Consider the following 19,717-nt stretch of genomic DNA (forward strand, 5'->3'; position numbering starts at 1 on the left):
AATTGCATAATTACTGTGAAATAAAGGTAAATATACCTATAATCATGTTGCATAAATATTAAAAAAAATTTACAATAGACTTATAGCCTAAAGAAAGGATGATTCTTATGAGACGAGAAGAGTTTAATATTATGTCCAATATTAAGGTAATAGAAGGACTGAAGGCAGAATTAGTTTGTATTGTAGGTGATTTTTTTAAGTTATTAAGTAAAGGTAGCAATATAGCACAAGATGCAATTTTAGATTGTATATCAGGAGCAATAATAATATTATATATTTTAGCAGAGAAATTAGGATATTCTCATTTAGCTATTGATGAAACTATGAAGAAAAAATTAAAAGTTGGTATAGTGGAAGGTGATCCTCTTGAGAAAAATGGAAAAGAGCTTAGTAAGCTTTATGACCATATAAGAGAAAGAAATTAGAAGGAGGATGTTATGACACAAAAGATTAGTAAAAAAGATTTAACAGAGGCTTCATTGATGACGGGTATTATAATTATAATAAATATTATTACATTATATACTCCATTTTTAAATGTAATAAGTTTAGTAGTATTACCAGTAATAATAGCTCTTATTTATTGTAGAAGTGGAATTAAATACTCAATTTTATCTGTATTAGCAAGTGTAATAATTAGTATGGTATTAAACCCGGTTTTAGCTATAATCTCAGGTATGTCTTATGGAATAGTAGGTATGGTTTTAGGTTATTGCTTAAAAAATGAAAAGAAAACATATAATACATTAATAGCCTTAATAATAGCCTGTATTATATCCATGATAGTTGAAGTTTGTTTAATTAGTATACTTGTTAGTAATGTAAGTATATTTCAATTTATAAATAATGAATTGAATACATATATACATGAATTGAAGGAGTATATGGCTCAAACTAAAGAAATTTATAGTAACATGGGTATGAGTGCTACACAATTACAAGTATTTGATAAAATGGGAGATATATTTACGGTTGAGTTTTTAGCTATGTTAATACCAACTGTAGTATTTATAGCTTGTTTTATACAAGCATATTCAATTATATTATTTACACAAGTTATATTTAGAAAATTAAAATATACAGAAATTAAAGCATTAAGATTTTCAGAGTTTTATATATCAAATTTAGTTGGGGCAGGATTAATTGGTATTATTAGTATATGTGCAATACTAGGAAGTAAGGGAGTCACAATAGGTTTGTTTTTATATAATACTATATTGATGCTAACAATTATGATATTGGCTATTAATGGAGCAGCTGCAACTGATTATTTCTTTAGAAAAAAACTAGAAATGCCTAAAGTAATGAGAATACTTCTAGTAGTTCTTTTGTTTATAATAGGATCATCTAAAATTTTAGGGATAGTAGGTTTCGTAGAAATGATGTTAGATTTTAGAAAGCTAGATCCATATAGAATCAGAAAGGCGTAATATATGAATAAAGAGAATTTTAATGAAATACTATTTAACTTTATAAAGAATAAAATATGTATAACTATATTAGTTATATTATTAGTAGTGTTTTTTATAACAGGTAAGTTAATTATTTCCAATATGCTTCTTATAATATATGTAGCCCTTCTTTTGTATACTATTTTCTACAATAGTAAAAAAGATAATTTTTCTAATAAGATTGAAAATATAACATACAAGGTTGACACTATTAAGTCTACAGCCTTTTCTAATGTGCCTTTTCCAACTCTGTTTTTATTAGAAAATGGAGAAGTAATATGGTACAACAAAAGCTTAGCTTTGAGATTAGAAAATAATGATATAGTGGGTAAAAATATAAAAGAAATAATTAAAGAGTTAAATATAAAATTAGCGTTAGAAGGAAAAAAATCAGAGTATAAAAATGTAATTTTTAGGGATAGAATTTATGATATTTATATAAGTATTATTCAAGATTATGAAATTAATGAAGGTAATAATCTTATGATAATTTCTTTTGATGATATTACAGATAATATTAATTTGATAAATCAAATTAATGAAACTAAAGAAAGTGTAATGCTTATAGAGGTAGATAATCTTGATGATGTTATTAAGACTACAGAAGAGGGGTTAAGACCACAGCTTATAGCAGACATAGACAGAACTATAAATAACTATGCTAATAGTCTAAAAGCATTAATAAGAAAATATTCATCAAATAAATATGTATTAACAACTAAAGATGCTAATATAGAAGCTGAGATGAATAAGAAATTTGATATATTAGATACAATTAGGGAAGTAAGCAGTGGAAATAAACTTACAGTTACTTTAAGCATTGGAGTGGGTAGAGGTGGAGAAAATCCAGCTGAAAATCATGAATTTGCTACTATAGCAAAGGATTTGGCCCTTGGAAGAGGTGGAGATCAATGTGTAGTCAAGAGCTTTGAAAAAGTATCTTTTTATGGTGGAAAAACTAAAGAAGTTGAAAAAAGGACTAAGGTTAGAGCTAGGGTAATTGGTCATGCACTTTTAGAACTGATAAATGAAAGTAGCAATGTAGTTATAATGGGACATCACAATCCAGATATGGATTGTTTAGGAGCAGCAATAGGAATGTATAGTACCATACGTTCTTTAAATAAGGAATGTTATATAGTTATGGATGAACCTCACGATGCTGTGCAGTATATGCTGGATAGATTAGATGAGGATGAAAACTATAAAGACACATTTATAAATATAAATGCAGTTAAAAATATAAAAAATGATAAAAGTTTATTAATATTAGTTGATGTTCATAATGAAAGTTATGTGCTTTCTATGGAGGTAGTAAATTACTTCAGTAGAATAGTGATTATAGATCATCACAGGAAAACGAAAGACTTTATACAAGGTACAATGTTAAGTTATGTGGAAACATATGCATCATCAACATCTGAATTAATAACAGAATTAATTCAATATATGGTTGAAAAACCAAAATTAAGAGAAGTAGAAGCAGTAGCTTTATTAGCAGGTATTTGTCTAGATACTAAGAATTTCTGTTTTAAAACTGGAGTTAGAACATTTGAAGCAGCAGCATTTTTACGAAGATTAGGTGCTGATACTGTAGATGTAAAAAGAATTTTTAGTGAAGCTTTAGATATTTATATAACAAGAGCAGATATAATAAAAACTGCAAAAGTTAAAAGAGGAATAGCTGTAGCTAAATGTCCACCAGAAATATCGAATTCTGTATTACCAGCACAAGCTGCGGATGAATTGCTAAATATTACAGGTATTCAAGCATCATTTGTTATTGCTAAAATAGAAGAGGGCACTTATATAAGTGGAAGGTCCTTAGGTGAAATAAATGTTCAGGTAATATTAGAATATTTAGGTGGAGGAGGACATTTAACAATGGCTGCTGCTAGAATTAAAAATACTAATCAAGATGAGGCAGAAGAATTATTAAATGATGCTATAGAAAAATACTTAAGGAAGGGTGAATAATAATGAAAGTTATTTTATTACAAGATGTAAAATCAGTTGGAAAAAAAGGTGAGGTTGTTAATGCGTCTGATGGATATGCAAGAAATTTCTTGTTTCCGAAGAAGTTAGCTCAAGAAGCAAATGATGTTAATATGCATATTTTAAATAAAAAAAATGAGGCTGATAGAAAGAAGAAATTAGCTGAAATAGAGGAAGCTCAAAAAGTTGCTAATGAACTTAAGGATAAAGAAGTAATTATTTATGCCAAGTCAGGGGATAATGGTAGATTATTTGGAGCTATAACTACAAAAGATATTTCTCAGGAAATGGAAAATCAGTTAAATATAACAATAGATAAGAAAAAGATAGTGGTTAATACTATTAAAACTATGGGATTATATGATGTAGAAGTAAAACTATATCCTGAGATATCAACTAAAATAAAGGTTATTATAAAAGAACAGCAATAGATTCTAAAAACCGAGGGGAGGAAAGCATAGAAGGGATAAAAATCCTTCTATGCTAATAATTTTGAATATAAATTCAGTTGATAAATTAAATAATTTTAGCTTAGAAGAAGAATTAACTATGGAAGTAGAAATAGAAGTTTTACACGAAGTTATGTATAAGCTTTTAGATGAAGGTACTATTAGAGGTAGAGCAGTAAAGTTTAAGGTTCAAAAACACTTAAATAGTAAAGATATGTATAGAAAACTTTATGCTATAAATAAAATAGTTACTAATGGTGAAGGAATTAGTGTCCCACCAAGTGAGAATAATATAGAGGAAGTTTTAAAAGAAACTAGCTTGGAAATAAGTGAGCTTTTAGCGAAGAGATATGTACAAAATAAACTAGATGCAGAAGTAGAAAAGCAAATTATAGAAAAGCAGGACAAGTATATAGATGAAGTAAGACTAGGAATTATAAAGAAACAAAGGGGACCAGAAAATAGTAAGACATTAAAAAAATATGCAGAGCTTGAATGTTTAGATTCAAAGCATTTAACTCAAAATATTATGAGCATGCTTAGACCTGAAAGTTTTTCAGAAATAATTGGACAGGAAAGAGCTATTAAATCATTAATATCTAAGATGGCATCTCCATATCCACAACATATTATTTTATATGGACCACCAGGAGTAGGTAAGACTACAGCAGCTAGAATTGCGCTTGAAGAAGTTAAGAAATTAAAGCATACACCATATGAGAAGGATGCAAAGTTTGTAGAGGTAGATGGAACCACATTAAGATGGGATCCAAGGGAAATATCAAATCCCTTATTAGGTTCGGTACATGATCCTATATATCAAGGTTCAAAGAGAGATTTAGCTGAAAGTGGTACTCCAGAACCAAAGACAGGATTAGTTACAGAAGCACATGGTGGAGTTTTATTTATAGATGAAATAGGTGAATTAGATTATACTCTTCAAAATAAATTATTAAAAGTTTTAGAGGATAAAAGGGTTGAGTTTTCATCATCATATTATGATCCAGATGATGAAAGTACACCTAAATATATTAAGTACTTATTTGAAAATGGTGCTCCAGCTGATTTCGTGCTAATTGGAGCTACTACTAGAGAGCCAGGTGACATTAATCCAGCATTAAGATCAAGGTGCACAGAAGTTTATTTTGAGCCACTATCTTCTGTAGATATAGAAAAGGTTGTATTAAATGCAGCTAAAAAGTTAAGTATTAAATTAGAGAATGGTTTAGCAAAAGAGATAAGTAGATATACTATAGAAGGCAGAAAAGCTGTAAATATACTTGCAGATGTATATGGATATGTACTGTTAAACAATGAAGATAGAAATAATGTGGTTATAACTATTTCTGATTTTAATGAAGTAGCATCTAATAATAGATTAAGACCATATGAAGACATTAGTGATTTAGATTCTAAAGAAGTCGGACAGATTTTTGGCCTTGGAGTATCTGGATTCTTGGGATCAACTATAGAAATAGAATGTTCAGGTTTTGAGGCGAAAGAAAGAGGTAAAGGAACTATTAGATTTAATGATACTGCTGGTTCTATGGCAAAGGATTCTGTATTTAATGCAGCCTCTGTTATAAGAAAGGTTACTGATAAGGAAATCAGAGACTATGATATTCATGTAAATGTCATTGGTGGTGGAAAAATTGATGGGCCATCAGCAGGTGCGGCTATAACAACATGTATTATAAGTGCCCTTTTATATAAACCATTAAGACAGGATATTGCGATAACTGGTGAAATATCAATTAGAGGTAAGATAAAACCAGTAGGAGGAGTATTTGAAAAAATATATGGAGCAAAGAGAAAGGGTATAAAGCAAGTAATAATACCAAAAGATAACTTAAGGGATGTTCCAACTAATATTGAAAATATAGAGGTTACAGCTGTATCAACAATAGAAGAACTACTAGAATTAGTATTTTAGATACTTTAATTATTAAAACCCTGTAATATGATTATACAGGGTTTTAATTTAATTTTGTAAATAAATAGTTGGATTTTTTAATAACTACATTATAATTAAAAAGAAGGGTTTTATATTAAACAATGTAGAAAACATTACTTATTCATTGAGAGTATATATAGGAGTTTTCTTTTAATATATCGTAGGAGGTAATAATATGAGTGACTCACTTAGAACAATGCCACAAAATGTAGAAGCTGAGCAGTCGGTAGTAGGATCTATGTTAATAGATAAGAATGCTATTGCACAAGCTGCAGAGGTTCTTTCAGCTGAAGATTTCTATAAAGATGCTCATAAGACTATTTTTAAGGCTATTAGAGATTTATATAACAAAGATATACCTGTAGATATGATAACCTTGGTAGACTATCTAAAATCAAACGATATGCTTGAGCAAGCTGGAGGGGTAACATATATTATGGAAATAAGCACCTCTGTACCTTCTACAGCTAATCTATCTTCATATATAAAAATTGTTGAGGATAAATCGACACTTAGAAGGCTAATTCGAAGCTCAACAGAAATAATTGAAAATAGCTATAATAAACAAGATGATGTAGAATCAGTAATAGACTTGGCAGAAAAAAATATATTTAATATATCTGAAAAAAGAAGTACTAGTGATTTTGAACCTATGAGTACTGTATTGGAAAGAGGATTTTTAGAGATAGAAAAGATTTTTAATAATAAAGGCCAAGTAAATGGAGTAGCTAGTGGATTTAAAGATTTAGATACAAAAACCTCAGGGTTTCAGAGTGGAGATATGGTTCTGATAGCTGCTAGACCATCTATGGGAAAAACTACATTTTGTCTTAATATAGCTCAAAATGCAGCTATTAGGGATGGTAGGAAAGTTGCTATATTTTCATTAGAAATGAGCAAGGAGCAATTAGCATATAAACTCCTTTGTGCAGAGGCTAATGTAGACATGGTGAAGCTTAGAAATGGTGATTTAGATGATAGGGATTGGGAGAATATAGCAAGGGCCTCAGGACCACTTGCATCTGCTGGGATATATATAGATGATACAGCAGGTATTTCGGTCATGGAGATGAGGTCTAAGTGTAGAAGACTTAAAATAGAGCATGGAATAGATTTAATTATCATAGACTATCTTCAATTAATGTCAGGAAGCAATTCTGATAATAGACAGCAGGAAGTATCTGAAATATCGAGAAGTATAAAAGCTTTAGCTAAAGAAATGAAATGTCCAGTAATTGCACTATCTCAATTATCTCGTGCACCAGAACAAAGAGCAGACCATCGTCCTATGTTATCAGATTTAAGAGAATCAGGTTCTATAGAGCAGGATGCAGATATAGTTATGTTCTTATATAGGGAATTTTATTATAGTAAAGAGAAAGAAGATGAGAATATAGCTGAATGTATATTAGCTAAACATAGAAATGGTGAAGTTGGAACCGTAAATTTAGCATGGATAGGTAAATATAGTAAGTTTGGCAACTTAGACTTAGTTCATCCAGAATAATTTCAAGAAGATTTGGTGGAAAATAGTAATAGGTATAGTTATATATCATTTATATTTATTGCATATACTAAAGCCATATTACATAAAGATATATTAGCTATACTTTATGTGAGGTGAGATTACTCGTGGTAAATGAGATAAAGAACAATAAATTAATAGATGGTAAGTTTAACAATGAAAAAGATACAAATTTTCAAAAGCATTCAGAATTAGATGATATTACTATAACAGAAGAATATGAAGATGATGTTGTAAGCCTATATAATAATGGAATTATGGAAAATACAAGTGATATTAATAATACAAATGAAGAAATAAAAATAATTAAGCCTAAAGAACTTTTAGGGGGAAAAAGTAAAGATTCTACATTAAAATCCAAAGATAAAGAGTTTAGTGAAAAAAGTTGGGGAGCAACGTTAGTGTTTTGTATACTTTTAGGTTTTATAGGTTTCCATAGGTTTTATGTTGGAAAGGCTGGGACTGCAATATTAATGTTACTTACACTAGGTGGTTTTGGCATATGGATTATAGTAGATTTAGTATCTATAATAATAAATAGTTTTACAGATGAAGATGGTAAAGTTGTTAAAAGAAAAAATGCCATAGAACAGCATTAAAAAGATGTGGTAAAACATATCTTTTTTAAGTATTATTGAATAATTTTAATAGATTTGATAATATTCATCTTATAGTACATGAAGTAAAGATTAAGGAGAACAGTTATGGAAAATAAGAAAATTGGTGAGTTTAACAAAGGGGATAGAATTGAAAATTTTTTCTTAGTAAAAAATGCAGAATGTAAAATTACTAATAATAGTACTACAAATAAATATTTAGATCTTATGTTAATAGATTCGACTGGAGAAATAAATGCAAAGCTTTGGGAATGTAATGAAAATATAGAAGCTTCAATAAAGGATAATATACTTGTAAAAATAAGAGCTGTAGTTAATGAATATAGAGGGAAATTACAGTTAAAGATAGAGAAAATTAGACCTTCTACAGAAGAAGATAATGTTAATATAGATGAATTTATACTAGTTGCTCCTTATAAGTCTGAAGATATGTTTGAAACCCTATTAGATTATATAGAAAAAATAGAAAATAAAGATATAAAAAGAATTACAGAAAATATTATCAGTAAATTAAGTTATAAGTTAATGCATTATCCAGCTGCTAAATCCAATCATCATGCAATTAAAGGTGGTCTTTTATATCATATAACTACTATGTTAAATGCAGCAGAAAAATTATTAGATATATATAGTTATCTTAATAAAGATTTATTGTATTCCGGAATAATTCTTCATGATATAGCTAAAATAATGGAGATGGAATCTAGTGAACTAGGAATAGTATCTAAATATAGTACGGAAGGTCAGTTACTGGGACACATAATACAAGGAATTGGTTTAATTGAAGATGCAGCAATGGAAATTAATGCAGATAAAGAAATAGTTATGTTATTACAACATATGATATTAACACATCACTATGAGCCAGAGTATGGAAGTCCGAAGAAACCTATGATACCTGAAGCAGAAATGTTACATCATTTGGATGTATTAGATGCTAGAATGTATGATATGCGTAAAGCTACTAAGGATTTAAATCCAGGTGAATTCTCTGAAAAAGTATATAGCTTAGACGGAATAAGTATATATAAGTCATTCATATAAGGACGAACAATATAATTATAAAAAGTGTAGTATATTCTATAAGAATATACTACACTTTTTATGGTTTAAGGTAATATTATAATAAAAAGCTAATAATGCATATTAGACTAATAAAATACAGTATATAAAGCCATTTATATACTGTAAGTAAGTTTAAAGTTTATTATTACGAAATAATGAAAATATTCTATATGGGAATAGGGTAAATAAATATTGGGAAAAATAAATTTCTAAAGGAATATAGTTACGAAGAATTTTATGGGTACTATAAAAAATATTCGTATTTTTATTGAAAATACTACATCTCTTTGTTAATATATTTATGGGGTGATTAACATGTATAAAAATTATGATATTATAATTGTTGGTGCAGGAGCTAGTGGTGTTTTCGCTGCTTATGAGTTAACTGCTTTAGGTTCAAAGACTAAAGTATTAATGATAGAGAAGGGAAATAGATTAGAAAAAAGAAAGTGTCCTATAGATGGGAAAAAAATAAAATCTTGTATCCATTGTAAATCTTGCGATATTATGAATGGTTATGGTGGTGCTGGAAGTCTTTCAGATGGTAAGTATAATATAACTAATAACTTTGGTGGAGATTTATACAAATATGTTGGTAGACAAGAAGCCTTGGATCTTATGTATTATGTAGATAAGGTATTATGTAATCATGGTGGAAGTGATGCGAAGTTATATTCAACTGCTGATAGTACGCTAAAGACTGAAGCGCTAAAGCATGATTTACATCTTTTAGATGCTAAAGTTAGACATCTTGGTACCGATAGAAATGTAAAAATACTAGGCAATTTATATAATAAAATAAAAGATAATATAGAGATGAAGTTTAATACTGAAGTTATCGATATAGAAAAGCAAGGTAAGGAATTTATAGTAAAAACTGATGACGATGAATTTAGATGTAAGGATATAATAGTTGCAACAGGAAGATCGGGGTCTAAATGGATATCTAAGGTTTGTACTAAGCTTGGAATAGAGAGCAGAAGTAACAGAGTGGATATAGGTGTTAGAGTGGAGCTACCTGCAGCTGTATTTGAAGATATAACAGAAAAAGTATATGAGAGTAAAGTTGTATACAGAACCAAGAAGTATGGAGATTTAGTTAGAACATTTTGTATGAACCCACATGGTGAGGTAGTTAGTGAAAATACAAATGGAATAGTTACAGTAAATGGACATAGCTATTCAAATCCAGAACTTCATACAGAAAACACAAACTTTGCATTATTAGTTACAAATAATTTTACAGAGCCATTTAAAAATAGTAATGAGTATGGGGAATCTATAGCGAGACTTAGCAATATGTTAGGTGGTGGCGTATTAGTTCAAAGATTTGGAGATTTAGTACAGGGTAGGAGAACTAATGATCATAGAATGAATAAAAGTTTTACTATTCCAACTTTAAAAGCTACACCGGGAGATTTAAGCTTAGTTATACCAAAGCGCCAATTAGATGCTATAATAGAGATGATATATGCTCTAGATAATATAGCACCAGGAACAGCTAATGAAGACACATTGTTATATGGTGTAGAAGTTAAATTCTATAATTCAAATATAGAAGTGGATAATAACTTAGAAACAAAAGTTAAAAACCTTTATGTATTAGGTGATGGATCTGGAGTTACACATTCACTGTCACAAGCATCTGCTAGCGGTGTTTATGTTGCTAGAATATTAAATGAGAAATATAGTAAGCTAGTTTAATTTATGGTAAGTTTTACTAATGATTAAAAGAAGGAGATGTGAAATATGTCATCATTTGTGGTATTAGGAGCTCAATGGGGAGACGAAGGAAAGGGTAAAATGACTGATTATCTTGCAGAAAGTGCAGATGTAGTTGTTAGATTCCAAGGAGGAAATAATGCAGGTCATACTGTAGTAGTAGGAGATAAGGAATATAAGCTACATTTAATTCCATCAGGAATACTTTATAAGGATAAACTTAATGTAATAGGTAATGGAGTAGTTGTAGATCCAGAGGCTTTATTTACGGAAATGGATTATTTAAAAGGATTAGGAGAAAATATAACTCCAGAGAGATTAATCATAAGTGATAGAGCTCAGGTTATAATGCCTTATCATAAGGTATTAGATGCTCTTAAAGAAGAAGCTAGAGGAAAGAACGATATAGGTACTACTAAAAAAGGAATAGGACCTTGTTATACTGATAAAGTTGAGAGATGTGGAATAAGAGTATGTGATCTTATTAAACCAGAAGTTTTAAAGGAAAAATTACAAGAATATCTTCCAGCTAAAAATGATTTAATAGTTAAGATTTATGGTGGAGAAGCATTAAGCTTTGATGAGGTTTACGAGGCTTATTTAGAATATGGTAAGAGAATGAAGCCATATGTAGATGATGCATCAGTTAGAGTTTTTGATAGCATAAAAGCCAATAAAGATGTGCTATTTGAAGGAGCTCAAGGAACACTTCTTGATATAGATTTTGGTTCATATCCATATGTGACATCTTCTAATACAGTAGCAGGTGGTATATGCACAGGTGCGGGTATAGGACCAACTATGATAGATAGTGCTGTAGGAATTGTAAAAGGATATACAACTAGAGTTGGAAAGGGACCTTTCCCAACAGAACAAGAAAATGAAGTTGGAGATTGGATAAGAGAAAAAGGATTTGAGTATGGAGTTACTACAGGAAGAAGCAGAAGATGTGGTTGGCTTGATCTTGTTATACTAAAAAGTGCTGCTAGAGTTTCTGGATTAACTAGCTTTGGTGTAACAAAAATTGATACACTAGCTGGACTTGATAAAATACAAGTTTGCATAGGATATAAGTTAGGTGGAAAAGTAATAGACTACTTCCCAGCTAGTCTTGAAGATTTAGCAAAATGTGAACCTGTATATGAAGAATTTGATGGATGGGACGAAAGCATAAAAGAGGTTAGAAAATACGAAGACCTTCCAGAGAATGCAAAGATATACTTAAGGAGAATAGAAGAATTCACTGGTGTTAAGATATCGATAATATCAGTAGGGCCAAAGAGAGATCAAACTATGAGAATCGCAGACCTTTAAAAGTGTGTCATTGCGAGTTATATGAGAAAAAATTAACTCAAGTTTTAAAACTGATAAGAAATGCTTATATTTCTTATCAGTTTTATTTTTTATAAATATTAATTTAAGTGGCATATAAAATTACACTAATTACACTGAATAATAGCGCTTATGTTAAATGTAATGTTAATCCCTTAGTGCGTTATAAATGGCATTCACAGCAGCACTAGAGGAGCTCCAGCACCATTGTAAATTGAAACCACCACAATCACCATCAACATCTAAAATTTCGCCACCAAAGTATAGACCAGGAGTCAATTTAGATTCTAAAGTTATATGGTTTACCTCTGTAGTATCTATTCCACCTATAGTAACTTGAGCATTTTCAAAAGAGTTTGTATCAATAACTTGAAATTTCCAATCACATAAAAGCCTATAAAGTTTAAACCTATCTACATATTCTAGGGAATATGTAGGCATATGAATGTCAGTAATTCCACATTCCTTTAAGATAATAGGAATAAGCTTTTTATTTATAATTCCTACTAGATTATCTGAAATACTTCTATAGGAAAATACTGCAAAGTGTGTTTCAAGGAAATCTAGTATATGGTCATAATCTGAATTAAGTAAATTCACATGTATATAAACTGATGACTTATTTAGAATTCCTTTAGAAGCAATTCTACTAAGCTGCATAATTGGAGGACCTGATATACCATAGTCTGTGAATAAGATTTCACCAAATTCTTGGTTTTGAGTTTTACCATTTACCTCTATATTACAAGAACTTTCAAATTTTACTCCAGAAATGGCCTTAAGTCTATCATAGTTTAGTTTTAATTGAACTATACCAGGTGTTAAATTTATTAAACTATGGCCAAAGTTTTTAGCTAGTTTATGACCAGAGCCATCAGAACCCGTTTTAGTATAACTTTTGCCTCCAGTACATAAGAGAACTTTTTTACATGTATATGTAGTGGAAGAAGTAATAATTTCAAAGTAACCTTTCTTTGTGTTAATAATATTTAAAACTTTTTCACTCATGTAAGTAGGTATATTTCTTTCAGATAAATTCATTCTAAGAATGTCTAGCACGGAGGATGCTTGGAGAGATAAAGGATATATCTTTCCAGACTCCAAGGTACATGTATATATTCCTATAGATTTAAAAAAATTAAGTGTATATTCTAAATCATAGGTATTAATAATATCTTTAAAAAAGTCATTATTATCACTATGAAATCTTGATAAGGATAAATTTTCGTTAGTTAAATTACATCGTCCATTACCAGTAGTTAATAATTTCTTACCTACTCTATCGCTACCGTCTATTATAGCGACGTCTATACTTAAATCTTTTGCTTTAATTGCAGATACTATGCCACAGGATCCACCGCCAACAATAATTAAGTCATGATACAAAATAAAATCACCTCAAGCCTTTAAATATATTTGATAACATATTAACTAATATATTAACTATAGTATATAGAATTATACTATATATTAAAACTATAATATAAGTTTATGATTAAATTAAAATATATTTAATAAATAATATATTTTATGTATAAAATTTTGAAGAAAAAAATAAAAAAAATTATTTTTAAAATTTTGTTGACAAAAGTTTAAAATTTTTGTATTATAATAAATGTCGGATGGCCCGGCAAACACAAAAGCAAAATGACATATGGCTCCTTGGTCAAGCGGTCAAGACACCACCCTTTCACGGTGGTAACAGGGGTTCGATTCCCCTAGGAGTCACCATACTAGGTCGCATAGCTCAGCTGGGAGAGCACCTGCCTTACAAGCAGGGGGTCACAGGTTCGATCCCTGTTGCGACCACCACATAATCTTAATATGGCCCAGTGGCTCAGTTGGTTAGAGTGCCGGCCTGTCACGCCGGAGGTCGAGGGTTCGAGTCCCTTCTGGGTCGCCAAAATACTTTTTAAAAAGTATTGACATTAGATGAAAAATCTGATAAAATATAAAACATATGGCTCCTTGGTCAAGCGGTCAAGACACCACCCTTTCACGGTGGTAACAGGGGTTCGATTCCCCTAGGAGTCACCATATTAGGTCGCATAGCTCAGCTGGGAGAGCACCTGCCTTACAAGCAGGGGGTCACAGGTTCGATCCCTGTTGCGACCACCACATAATTTAATGTGGCCCAGTGGCTCAGTTGGTTAGAGTGCCGGCCTGTCACGCCGGAGGTCGAGGGTTCGAGTCCCTTCTGGGTCGCCACTTATGCTGGCATGGCTCAACGGTAGAGCAGCTGATTTGTAATCAGCAGGTTGTAGGTTCGATTCCTATTGCCAGCTCCAAAGATTCTGAATTAATTCAGGATCTTTTTTATTTTTTGAAATAATACATAAGTAACAAATAAATATGTCTTTACAAACGAATATTTGTTCGTTAAAATGAGAATGTAAGTTAATTTTGAGGATGTGATATTTGTGGAGAATAAGTCCAAAAGAATAATATTTCATATAGATGTTAACTCTGCATTTCTATCATGGACAGCTATAAATTTATTAAGATGTGGAGAAAGTGAAGTAGATATAAGAAAAATTCCTTCTATAATAGGTGGAAGTGTAGAAGATAGAAGAGGAGTAGTTTTAGCAAAATCAATTCCAGCTAAGAAATTTAATATAATAACCGGAGAACCTATTGTAGCTGCGTTGAAAAAGTGCCCTCAATTAAAAGTTTATCCACCAGAACATAAACTATATACAAAGTTTAGTAATGATATGTATAAACTATTAAAGCCATATTCTGATTTCATCGAAAGATATTCCATAGACGAAGTTTTTATGGAGGCAAGTCATTTTAAATATGACTATATGGAAAAGGCTAAAGAAATTAAAAGAAAAATAGAAAAAGATTTAGGTTTTACAGTAAATATAGGAATAGGAAATAATAAATTGTTAGCTAAGATGGCCAGTGACTTTTCAAAGAAGAATTCCATTCATACATTATTTAAAGAAGAAATAAGAGTAAAGATGTGGCCACTTAAAGTAGGTGATTTATTTATGGTTGGAAAAGCAGCAGAAAAAAAGCTTATAGATTTAAATATATTTACTATTGGAGATTTAGCAAATTATAATTTAAGTATCTTAAGAAATATATTTAAAAGCTATGCAAATATAATTTATGAATATGCCAATGGAATAGATGATTCACCTATTAACTGTGATAATTATGTAGATGTAAAAGGTATAGGAAATTCAACTACTACAAGCAAGGACATTTTAAGTGTAGATGAAGCATTAAAGGTATTATTGTCACTTACAGAAAGTGTAGCTAAGAGACTTAGAGCTAATAAATCTTTATGTGGTATTGTGGCTGTATCAATAAAGTCAAATGTATTTACAACTTATTCTCATCAAAAAAAGCTATTAACACCAACAGATTCTACTGAAGAAATTTTTAATTTAGTAAAAGCAATTTTTAAGGAAATGTGGCGTGGAGAACCTATAAGATTATTAGGAGTCAGAGTAACTAAGTTAAGTGATAATAGCATATATCAGAAATCTTTATTTGATGATGAAAAAATAGATAAACAAAGAAGCCTAGATAGTACTATAGATAAAATAAGAGAAAAATATGGAGATTCATCCATAATAAGATCTACTTTTATAAGCTCAAATAATAAAAAAGGCTTTGAAGAAGAAAAGCCGGAAGACTATTTAATGATGGGAGGCCTTTATGATTCTTTTAAATGACAAAGACATCCTAACTTAATGTAAATATAAGTCACGATGTCTTTGTTTAAATGAAATTATCTAGAGGATGCTTTACTATTTAAGTTTTTTTGAAGTCTTATATCATCACCATAAAACTTAAACAAAGTAAAGTTACCAAAAAGTCTAGATGTAATACGTTCTGAATATATAGATAATAATTCATCTAAAGAAAAATTGCTAGAAATTAACATCTTCTTGTTTCTTAGTAGCTTTGTATTGAGAAGGTTAAATAATTCAGATATAGCAAACTCTGATGATACCTCTGTACCTAAGTCATCTATTATAAGTAAATCACAATTAATTAGGTGATCTTCTAGAGTTGAGTTGTTATTAAATCTTATATCTTTTAGATTTTTAATCAACTCTTCAGAAGTCTTATATACTATAAAATATCCGTTATCTGTTAATTCTTTTGCTATACAGTGAGATAGAAAAGTTTTTCCAGTACCTGGATTACCATAAAAAAGAAGATTTTCTGATGTAGACTCAAAGTTTGCTATATATCTAAAGCACTGATTTACTATGCTTTTCATATTTTCTTTTGGACTATATTTTTCACGACCATTTCTTTTATCACTATAGAAGTCCATTTTAAAATTAGCAAAATTATGATCATCTGAAACTATGAATAAATCACTATTTCTATAATAAATACTATTAAGTTTTTGTTTATAGCAACTACATTTTTGTAATCCTATAAATCCAGTATCTTTACACCTATTACAATTATATTTAATATCTAAGTAATCTAAAGGATAACCGTTAGATACCAATAGTTCAGTCTTTTTAACTCTTAAATTAGTTATATTTTCTCTCAATTCTTTTAGATGTTGTTCTCTATTAGGTGCATCCTGAAAGGCTGCTAAGGAGACTTTAATGCATAGATTCCCAATATGATTTTCAATGTCATCTATTTCAGGAACACGTTTTTTTACTTCTGACTTTCTCAATGCTAAAGCGTTTTTCTGATTTTCCTTTATCTCATCATAAAGTTTCATAATTTCTAAATGATATTTATTAGTCATTATTATCCCATCCTAAAAGTTTTCTTTCTAAGTCTTCGAAATCATAGGTCCTTTGATCATAACTGTGAAATTTACCTTTACCTTTTTTTGAATTGGCATTAGAAACTTCATTAATAATAGGTTTAAAATTTATTTTTTTCTTATCTTTTAACTCAATATCTTGAAGAGTTTTAATATTGTCTTTAAACCAACTATTAAGAATACCATCAATATATTTGAAGTCAGCCCTACTTAGTCTTTCAAAGCATATGTCACAAGCTTTATATATAATTTCTAAAGAAAAATTATATACATTTAGCCATTTTTCCAAGAGCTCTTCTTGAGGTTTCATTACATCTCCATTTTTCAGACCTAAATAAGTTAATATTTTTCTTATATTAATCCATTTATCCTCATGTTTTTTTATATAGTCTTGTGCTTCATCTATATTGGTTATATTGTTATCATTCCAAGATATAGCTATTTTCTCAATATATCTATAGTCAGATTTTCCTTTAGAAACACAATATTCTATAAGTAAAAGTATAATTTCAGGAGAAAAATTAAAGTCATTTTGCCATCCAAGATAAGTAGTCATTTCTTTTGGCGAAAGTGGACGTGCTAATAATCTTTCTATATCTTGCAACATATCTTTAACCATAGAATTATCTAGCTCTTTTAATAAATTTACAGACTTTCGGTTATCGGGAGCCTTAGTCAGTTCTAAGAATTCTATATTATAATTTCCCATGTTATCTATGGGAACTAATCTTATAACACCTTCGTCATTCCAATAATTCCAAGCATTTATTACGTCAGTTTCTAATAAGGATAGAGCTGAAGCTATAAGAGTTGAGTTTACACCTATTTCTCCACTAACACAATATTTAAGACCAAGTAAATAAACTTTTATATACTCACCTCTAGCCTTTGCCATGAAGTTATCTATAAACACATTACTTACGGGAGTATAATCTAAATTTTTGGTTTTAAACATAAAAGTACTCATAGAATCTCAACCTTTCCATGTTATCGTAATGTAATATTATTACATTACCCTCTCGTTGAAAACTAAGGTTATAATTATATATGTATATAATAAGTAAAGAAATTATTTTTTACTATGTAAATTATATCTTATTACTCATTTTTATAACCTTTTAGAATAAGTTTCAATTAAGAATTATATTATAACCTTAGTATAACATATAGTAAACTTATTAGAAGTAAAATTTAATAATTAATAAATGTATAAATTTTAGCATATAAATTAATACTTTATTAATAATAAATTTGATTATTGATTTAGTAGTTATGTTTAAAATATTTGCAATGGGGTATATTATCATTGTAGTAGGGAGGTAATACAATGATGAAAAATATACTACGAGAATTAGTCATAGTATGTGTATCGATCTTATGTATTTTAACTATGATTACCATCAATCCGGTAGAAGCAAAAGAAAATGTAAAAGCAGATGAAAAAATAAAGGCAGTAGTTATGAAATCAGATGGTGTAGAAATCGGCATAGTTGCTGATGAATCTGCAGGTAATAATGCTCTTAATAAAATAAGAGATATCTATATATATACTTGTAATATAGATAATATTAAAGATATTACTGTAAATAATAAAATAGTATATGAAAAAATAACTTGTAATAAAGAAGATGTTTTAAGTGAAAGTGAAATTTCCAATAAAATAATAGGATACAATAATACAAATGATAACAATTTAATTAGCTTTACAGTTATAAAAGAAAATCAGGTTAGATATATACAAAAGACTAATAGCTCGCAAGTTGCTTTTACGCCTCTTAGTAGGGGAAGTGCCCAAATAAATAGAGAGGTTTTTTTACACAATTCAGTAACAACGCCGATAAAAGGTATATTAACTTCTACTTTTGGTGAGAATAGAGAAGGATATTATCATAAGGGAATTGATTTAGCTGCAAATACAGGCACTAAAATACAAGCTGCATTAGATGGGAAAGTGAGTTTTTCTGGAATAGCAGACGGGTATGGTAAAGTAGTAATAATCGACCATAGTGATAACTTGCAGACCGTATATGCACATTGTAGCAAATTAAATGTGTCTAAAGGAGATCAAGTTCTAAGGGGGCAGGTTATAGCCGAGGTTGGTAATACAGGAGATAGCACAGGCCCACATCTACATTTTGAGATAAGAGTAGATGGAGTTCCAATAGATCCTTTAGGATACACAGGGATAACCGAATATTAAATCTTTAATAAAGTCTAGATAAATCTAGGCTTTATTTTTGATAAAATGAATAAACTGTAACAAGTTAAATTATTTGTAAGAATAAAAGTAAAAAATATATATTGACTTTATTTTTCTTTAGTAATATACTTTGATTATCAAACTATTTGAAAGTCAAACAAAAGGAGAATAAAATAAAATGAAATCCTTAAATTCAAATAAACATGTGTTAAATGAATTATTAGTAACTATATTTAACGATATTTTGGAGATTGAACAAACAGCACTACAAGAAGGAGTACTTAAAGATTTATCAGTTACTGAAATACATACTATTGAAGCTATAGGAATGTATCATACAAGAACTATGACAGAAGTAGCAAATGATTTAAATATTACAGTAGGTACTTTAACCACAGCGATAACAAAACTTGTAAAAAAGGGATATGTGGAACGCACAAGAGGAGAAGAAGATAGAAGGTCTGTAATGATAGCCCTTACTAGAAAAGGAAAACTAGCATATAGGGTTCATGGAAAATTTCATCAGGACATGATTAATGAAACTATAAAGGGTTTAACAGATGAAGAGGAAGAAGTACTAATAAGATCTCTAGAGAAAGTAAATAGTTTCTTTAAATCAAAATACAATCTTAAAAAATAAGTAAAGGAGAA

16 protein-coding genes and 7 tRNA genes are annotated in these 19,717 nt (G+C 29.5%); 20 read left to right on the top strand and 3 right to left on the bottom strand.

The genetic code is table 11. The features are described 5' to 3' along the window. Positions 1-107: 107 nt before the first annotated feature. From ABDZ93_RS07675 to ABDZ93_RS07720, 10 genes are all read left to right on the top strand, one after another. Positions 108-425, top strand: a complete 318-nt coding sequence (locus ABDZ93_RS07675) for a MazG-like family protein (RefSeq protein ID WP_343825211.1) — start codon at positions 108-110, stop codon at positions 423-425. 12 nt (positions 426-437) lie between these two features. After that, positions 438-1,430, top strand: a complete 993-nt coding sequence (locus ABDZ93_RS07680) for a DUF2232 domain-containing protein (protein WP_343825213.1) — start codon at positions 438-440, stop codon at positions 1,428-1,430. A gap of 3 nt (positions 1,431-1,433) precedes the next feature. Beyond that, positions 1,434-3,428 (top strand): DHH family phosphoesterase, encoded by a 1,995-nt coding sequence (locus tag ABDZ93_RS07685; RefSeq protein ID WP_343825215.1) that lies wholly within the window; start codon positions 1,434-1,436, stop codon positions 3,426-3,428. 2 nt (positions 3,429-3,430) lie between these two features. Then, entirely contained in the window at positions 3,431-3,877 is a 447-nt protein-coding gene (rplI, locus tag ABDZ93_RS07690) for a 50S ribosomal protein L9 (RefSeq protein ID WP_343825217.1), read from the top strand. A 49-nt stretch (positions 3,878-3,926) separates the two neighbouring features. Beyond that, complete coding sequence (gene lonC, locus ABDZ93_RS07695; protein ID WP_343825218.1) at positions 3,927-5,828, top strand: Lon family ATP-dependent protease; 1,902 nt, start codon at positions 3,927-3,929, stop codon at positions 5,826-5,828. Positions 5,829-6,024: 196 nt separating this feature from the next. After that, a complete protein-coding gene (locus ABDZ93_RS07700) occupies positions 6,025-7,356 on the top strand; it encodes a replicative DNA helicase (RefSeq protein WP_343825220.1) in 1,332 nt (443 codons plus the stop codon). 125 nt (positions 7,357-7,481) lie between these two features. Further along, positions 7,482-7,973, top strand: a complete 492-nt coding sequence (locus tag ABDZ93_RS07705) for a TM2 domain-containing protein (protein WP_343825221.1) — start codon at positions 7,482-7,484, stop codon at positions 7,971-7,973. Between the two features lie 105 nt (positions 7,974-8,078). After that, positions 8,079-9,035, top strand: a complete 957-nt coding sequence (locus ABDZ93_RS07710; RefSeq protein ID WP_343825223.1) for a 3'-5' exoribonuclease YhaM family protein — start codon at positions 8,079-8,081, stop codon at positions 9,033-9,035. Positions 9,036-9,371: 336 nt separating this feature from the next. Then, positions 9,372-10,760: an NAD(P)/FAD-dependent oxidoreductase gene (locus tag ABDZ93_RS07715; RefSeq protein ID WP_343825224.1), complete on the top strand. Its 1,389-nt coding sequence runs from the start codon at positions 9,372-9,374 to the stop codon at positions 10,758-10,760. 45 nt (positions 10,761-10,805) lie between these two features. Then, positions 10,806-12,092, top strand: coding sequence for an adenylosuccinate synthase (locus ABDZ93_RS07720; RefSeq protein ID WP_343825226.1), 1,287 nt, complete (start codon positions 10,806-10,808; stop codon positions 12,090-12,092). Positions 12,093-12,257: 165 nt separating this feature from the next. On the opposite strand, the gene ABDZ93_RS07725 is transcribed toward ABDZ93_RS07720, so the two are convergent. Continuing rightward, positions 12,258-13,496: a BaiN/RdsA family NAD(P)/FAD-dependent oxidoreductase gene (locus tag ABDZ93_RS07725; RefSeq protein WP_343825228.1), complete on the bottom strand. Its 1,239-nt coding sequence runs from the start codon at positions 13,494-13,496 to the stop codon at positions 12,258-12,260. A 270-nt stretch (positions 13,497-13,766) separates the two neighbouring features. Here ABDZ93_RS07725 and ABDZ93_RS07730 point away from each other — a divergent pair. The 8 genes from ABDZ93_RS07730 to ABDZ93_RS07765 all read left to right on the top strand — a co-directional run bounded on the left by ABDZ93_RS07730 (position 13,767) and on the right by ABDZ93_RS07765 (position 15,799). Next, positions 13,767-13,841, top strand: a tRNA-Glu gene (locus tag ABDZ93_RS07730). 5 nt (positions 13,842-13,846) lie between these two features. Further along, positions 13,847-13,922 (top strand) — tRNA-Val (locus ABDZ93_RS07735). Positions 13,923-13,936: 14 nt separating this feature from the next. Further along, positions 13,937-14,013 (top strand) — tRNA-Asp (locus ABDZ93_RS07740). 59 nt (positions 14,014-14,072) lie between these two features. Continuing rightward, positions 14,073-14,147: transfer RNA gene (locus ABDZ93_RS07745), tRNA-Glu, on the top strand. 5 nt (positions 14,148-14,152) lie between these two features. After that, positions 14,153-14,228: transfer RNA gene (locus ABDZ93_RS07750), tRNA-Val, on the top strand. Between the two features lie 13 nt (positions 14,229-14,241). Then, positions 14,242-14,318, top strand: a tRNA-Asp gene (locus ABDZ93_RS07755). A gap of 5 nt (positions 14,319-14,323) precedes the next feature. Then, positions 14,324-14,398, top strand: a tRNA-Thr gene (locus ABDZ93_RS07760). 132 nt (positions 14,399-14,530) lie between these two features. Then, positions 14,531-15,799, top strand: a complete 1,269-nt coding sequence (locus ABDZ93_RS07765) for a Y-family DNA polymerase (RefSeq protein WP_343825230.1) — start codon at positions 14,531-14,533, stop codon at positions 15,797-15,799. Positions 15,800-15,855: 56 nt separating this feature from the next. On the opposite strand, the gene ABDZ93_RS07770 is transcribed toward ABDZ93_RS07765, so the two are convergent. Continuing rightward, positions 15,856-16,845, bottom strand: a complete 990-nt coding sequence (locus ABDZ93_RS07770) for an ATP-binding protein (RefSeq protein WP_343825232.1) — start codon at positions 16,843-16,845, stop codon at positions 15,856-15,858. Beyond that, complete coding sequence (locus ABDZ93_RS07775) at positions 16,838-17,833, bottom strand: DnaD domain protein (protein ID WP_343825234.1); 996 nt, start codon at positions 17,831-17,833, stop codon at positions 16,838-16,840. The genes ABDZ93_RS07770 and ABDZ93_RS07775 overlap by 8 nt, the downstream gene beginning before the upstream one ends. Before the next feature lie 360 nt (positions 17,834-18,193). On the opposite strand from ABDZ93_RS07775, the gene ABDZ93_RS07780 reads away from it, so the two are divergent. Continuing rightward, the gene (locus ABDZ93_RS07780) at positions 18,194-19,066 is read left to right on the top strand and encodes a M23 family metallopeptidase (protein WP_343825236.1); all 873 of its coding nucleotides are present in this window, start codon (positions 18,194-18,196) and stop codon (positions 19,064-19,066) included. Between the two features lie 178 nt (positions 19,067-19,244). Beyond that, positions 19,245-19,706 (top strand): MarR family winged helix-turn-helix transcriptional regulator, encoded by a 462-nt coding sequence (locus tag ABDZ93_RS07785; protein ID WP_343825238.1) that lies wholly within the window; start codon positions 19,245-19,247, stop codon positions 19,704-19,706. Positions 19,707-19,717: the final 11 nt, after the last annotated feature.

The sequence above is a fragment of the Clostridium subterminale genome (assembly GCF_039521425.1).
In the GTDB taxonomy this organism is placed as follows: Bacteria; Bacillota; Clostridia; order Clostridiales; family Clostridiaceae; genus Clostridium_J; species Clostridium_J subterminale.

What these genes read in the sequence shown, in the direction of transcription:
- ABDZ93_RS07675 (WP_343825211.1), top strand. Translation starts at nt 108, where the DNA reads ATGAGACGAGAAGAGTTTAATATTATGTCCAATATTAAGGTAATAGAA.
- ABDZ93_RS07680 (WP_343825213.1), top strand. Translation starts at nt 438, where the DNA reads ATGACACAAAAGATTAGTAAAAAAGATTTAACAGAGGCTTCATTGATG.
- ABDZ93_RS07685 (WP_343825215.1), top strand. Translation starts at nt 1,434, where the DNA reads ATGAATAAAGAGAATTTTAATGAAATACTATTTAACTTTATAAAGAAT.
- rplI (WP_343825217.1), top strand. Translation starts at nt 3,431, where the DNA reads ATGAAAGTTATTTTATTACAAGATGTAAAATCAGTTGGAAAAAAAGGT.
- lonC (WP_343825218.1), top strand. Translation starts at nt 3,927, where the DNA reads ATGCTAATAATTTTGAATATAAATTCAGTTGATAAATTAAATAATTTT.
- ABDZ93_RS07700 (WP_343825220.1), top strand. Translation starts at nt 6,025, where the DNA reads ATGAGTGACTCACTTAGAACAATGCCACAAAATGTAGAAGCTGAGCAG.
- ABDZ93_RS07710 (WP_343825223.1), top strand. Translation starts at nt 8,079, where the DNA reads ATGGAAAATAAGAAAATTGGTGAGTTTAACAAAGGGGATAGAATTGAA.
- ABDZ93_RS07715 (WP_343825224.1), top strand. Translation starts at nt 9,372, where the DNA reads ATGTATAAAAATTATGATATTATAATTGTTGGTGCAGGAGCTAGTGGT.
- ABDZ93_RS07720 (WP_343825226.1), top strand. Translation starts at nt 10,806, where the DNA reads ATGTCATCATTTGTGGTATTAGGAGCTCAATGGGGAGACGAAGGAAAG.
- ABDZ93_RS07770 (WP_343825232.1), bottom strand. Translation starts at nt 16,845, where the DNA reads ATGACTAATAAATATCATTTAGAAATTATGAAACTTTATGATGAGATA.
- ABDZ93_RS07775 (WP_343825234.1), bottom strand. Translation starts at nt 17,833, where the DNA reads ATGAGTACTTTTATGTTTAAAACCAAAAATTTAGATTATACTCCCGTA.
- ABDZ93_RS07780 (WP_343825236.1), top strand. Translation starts at nt 18,194, where the DNA reads ATGATGAAAAATATACTACGAGAATTAGTCATAGTATGTGTATCGATC.
- ABDZ93_RS07785 (WP_343825238.1), top strand. Translation starts at nt 19,245, where the DNA reads ATGAAATCCTTAAATTCAAATAAACATGTGTTAAATGAATTATTAGTA.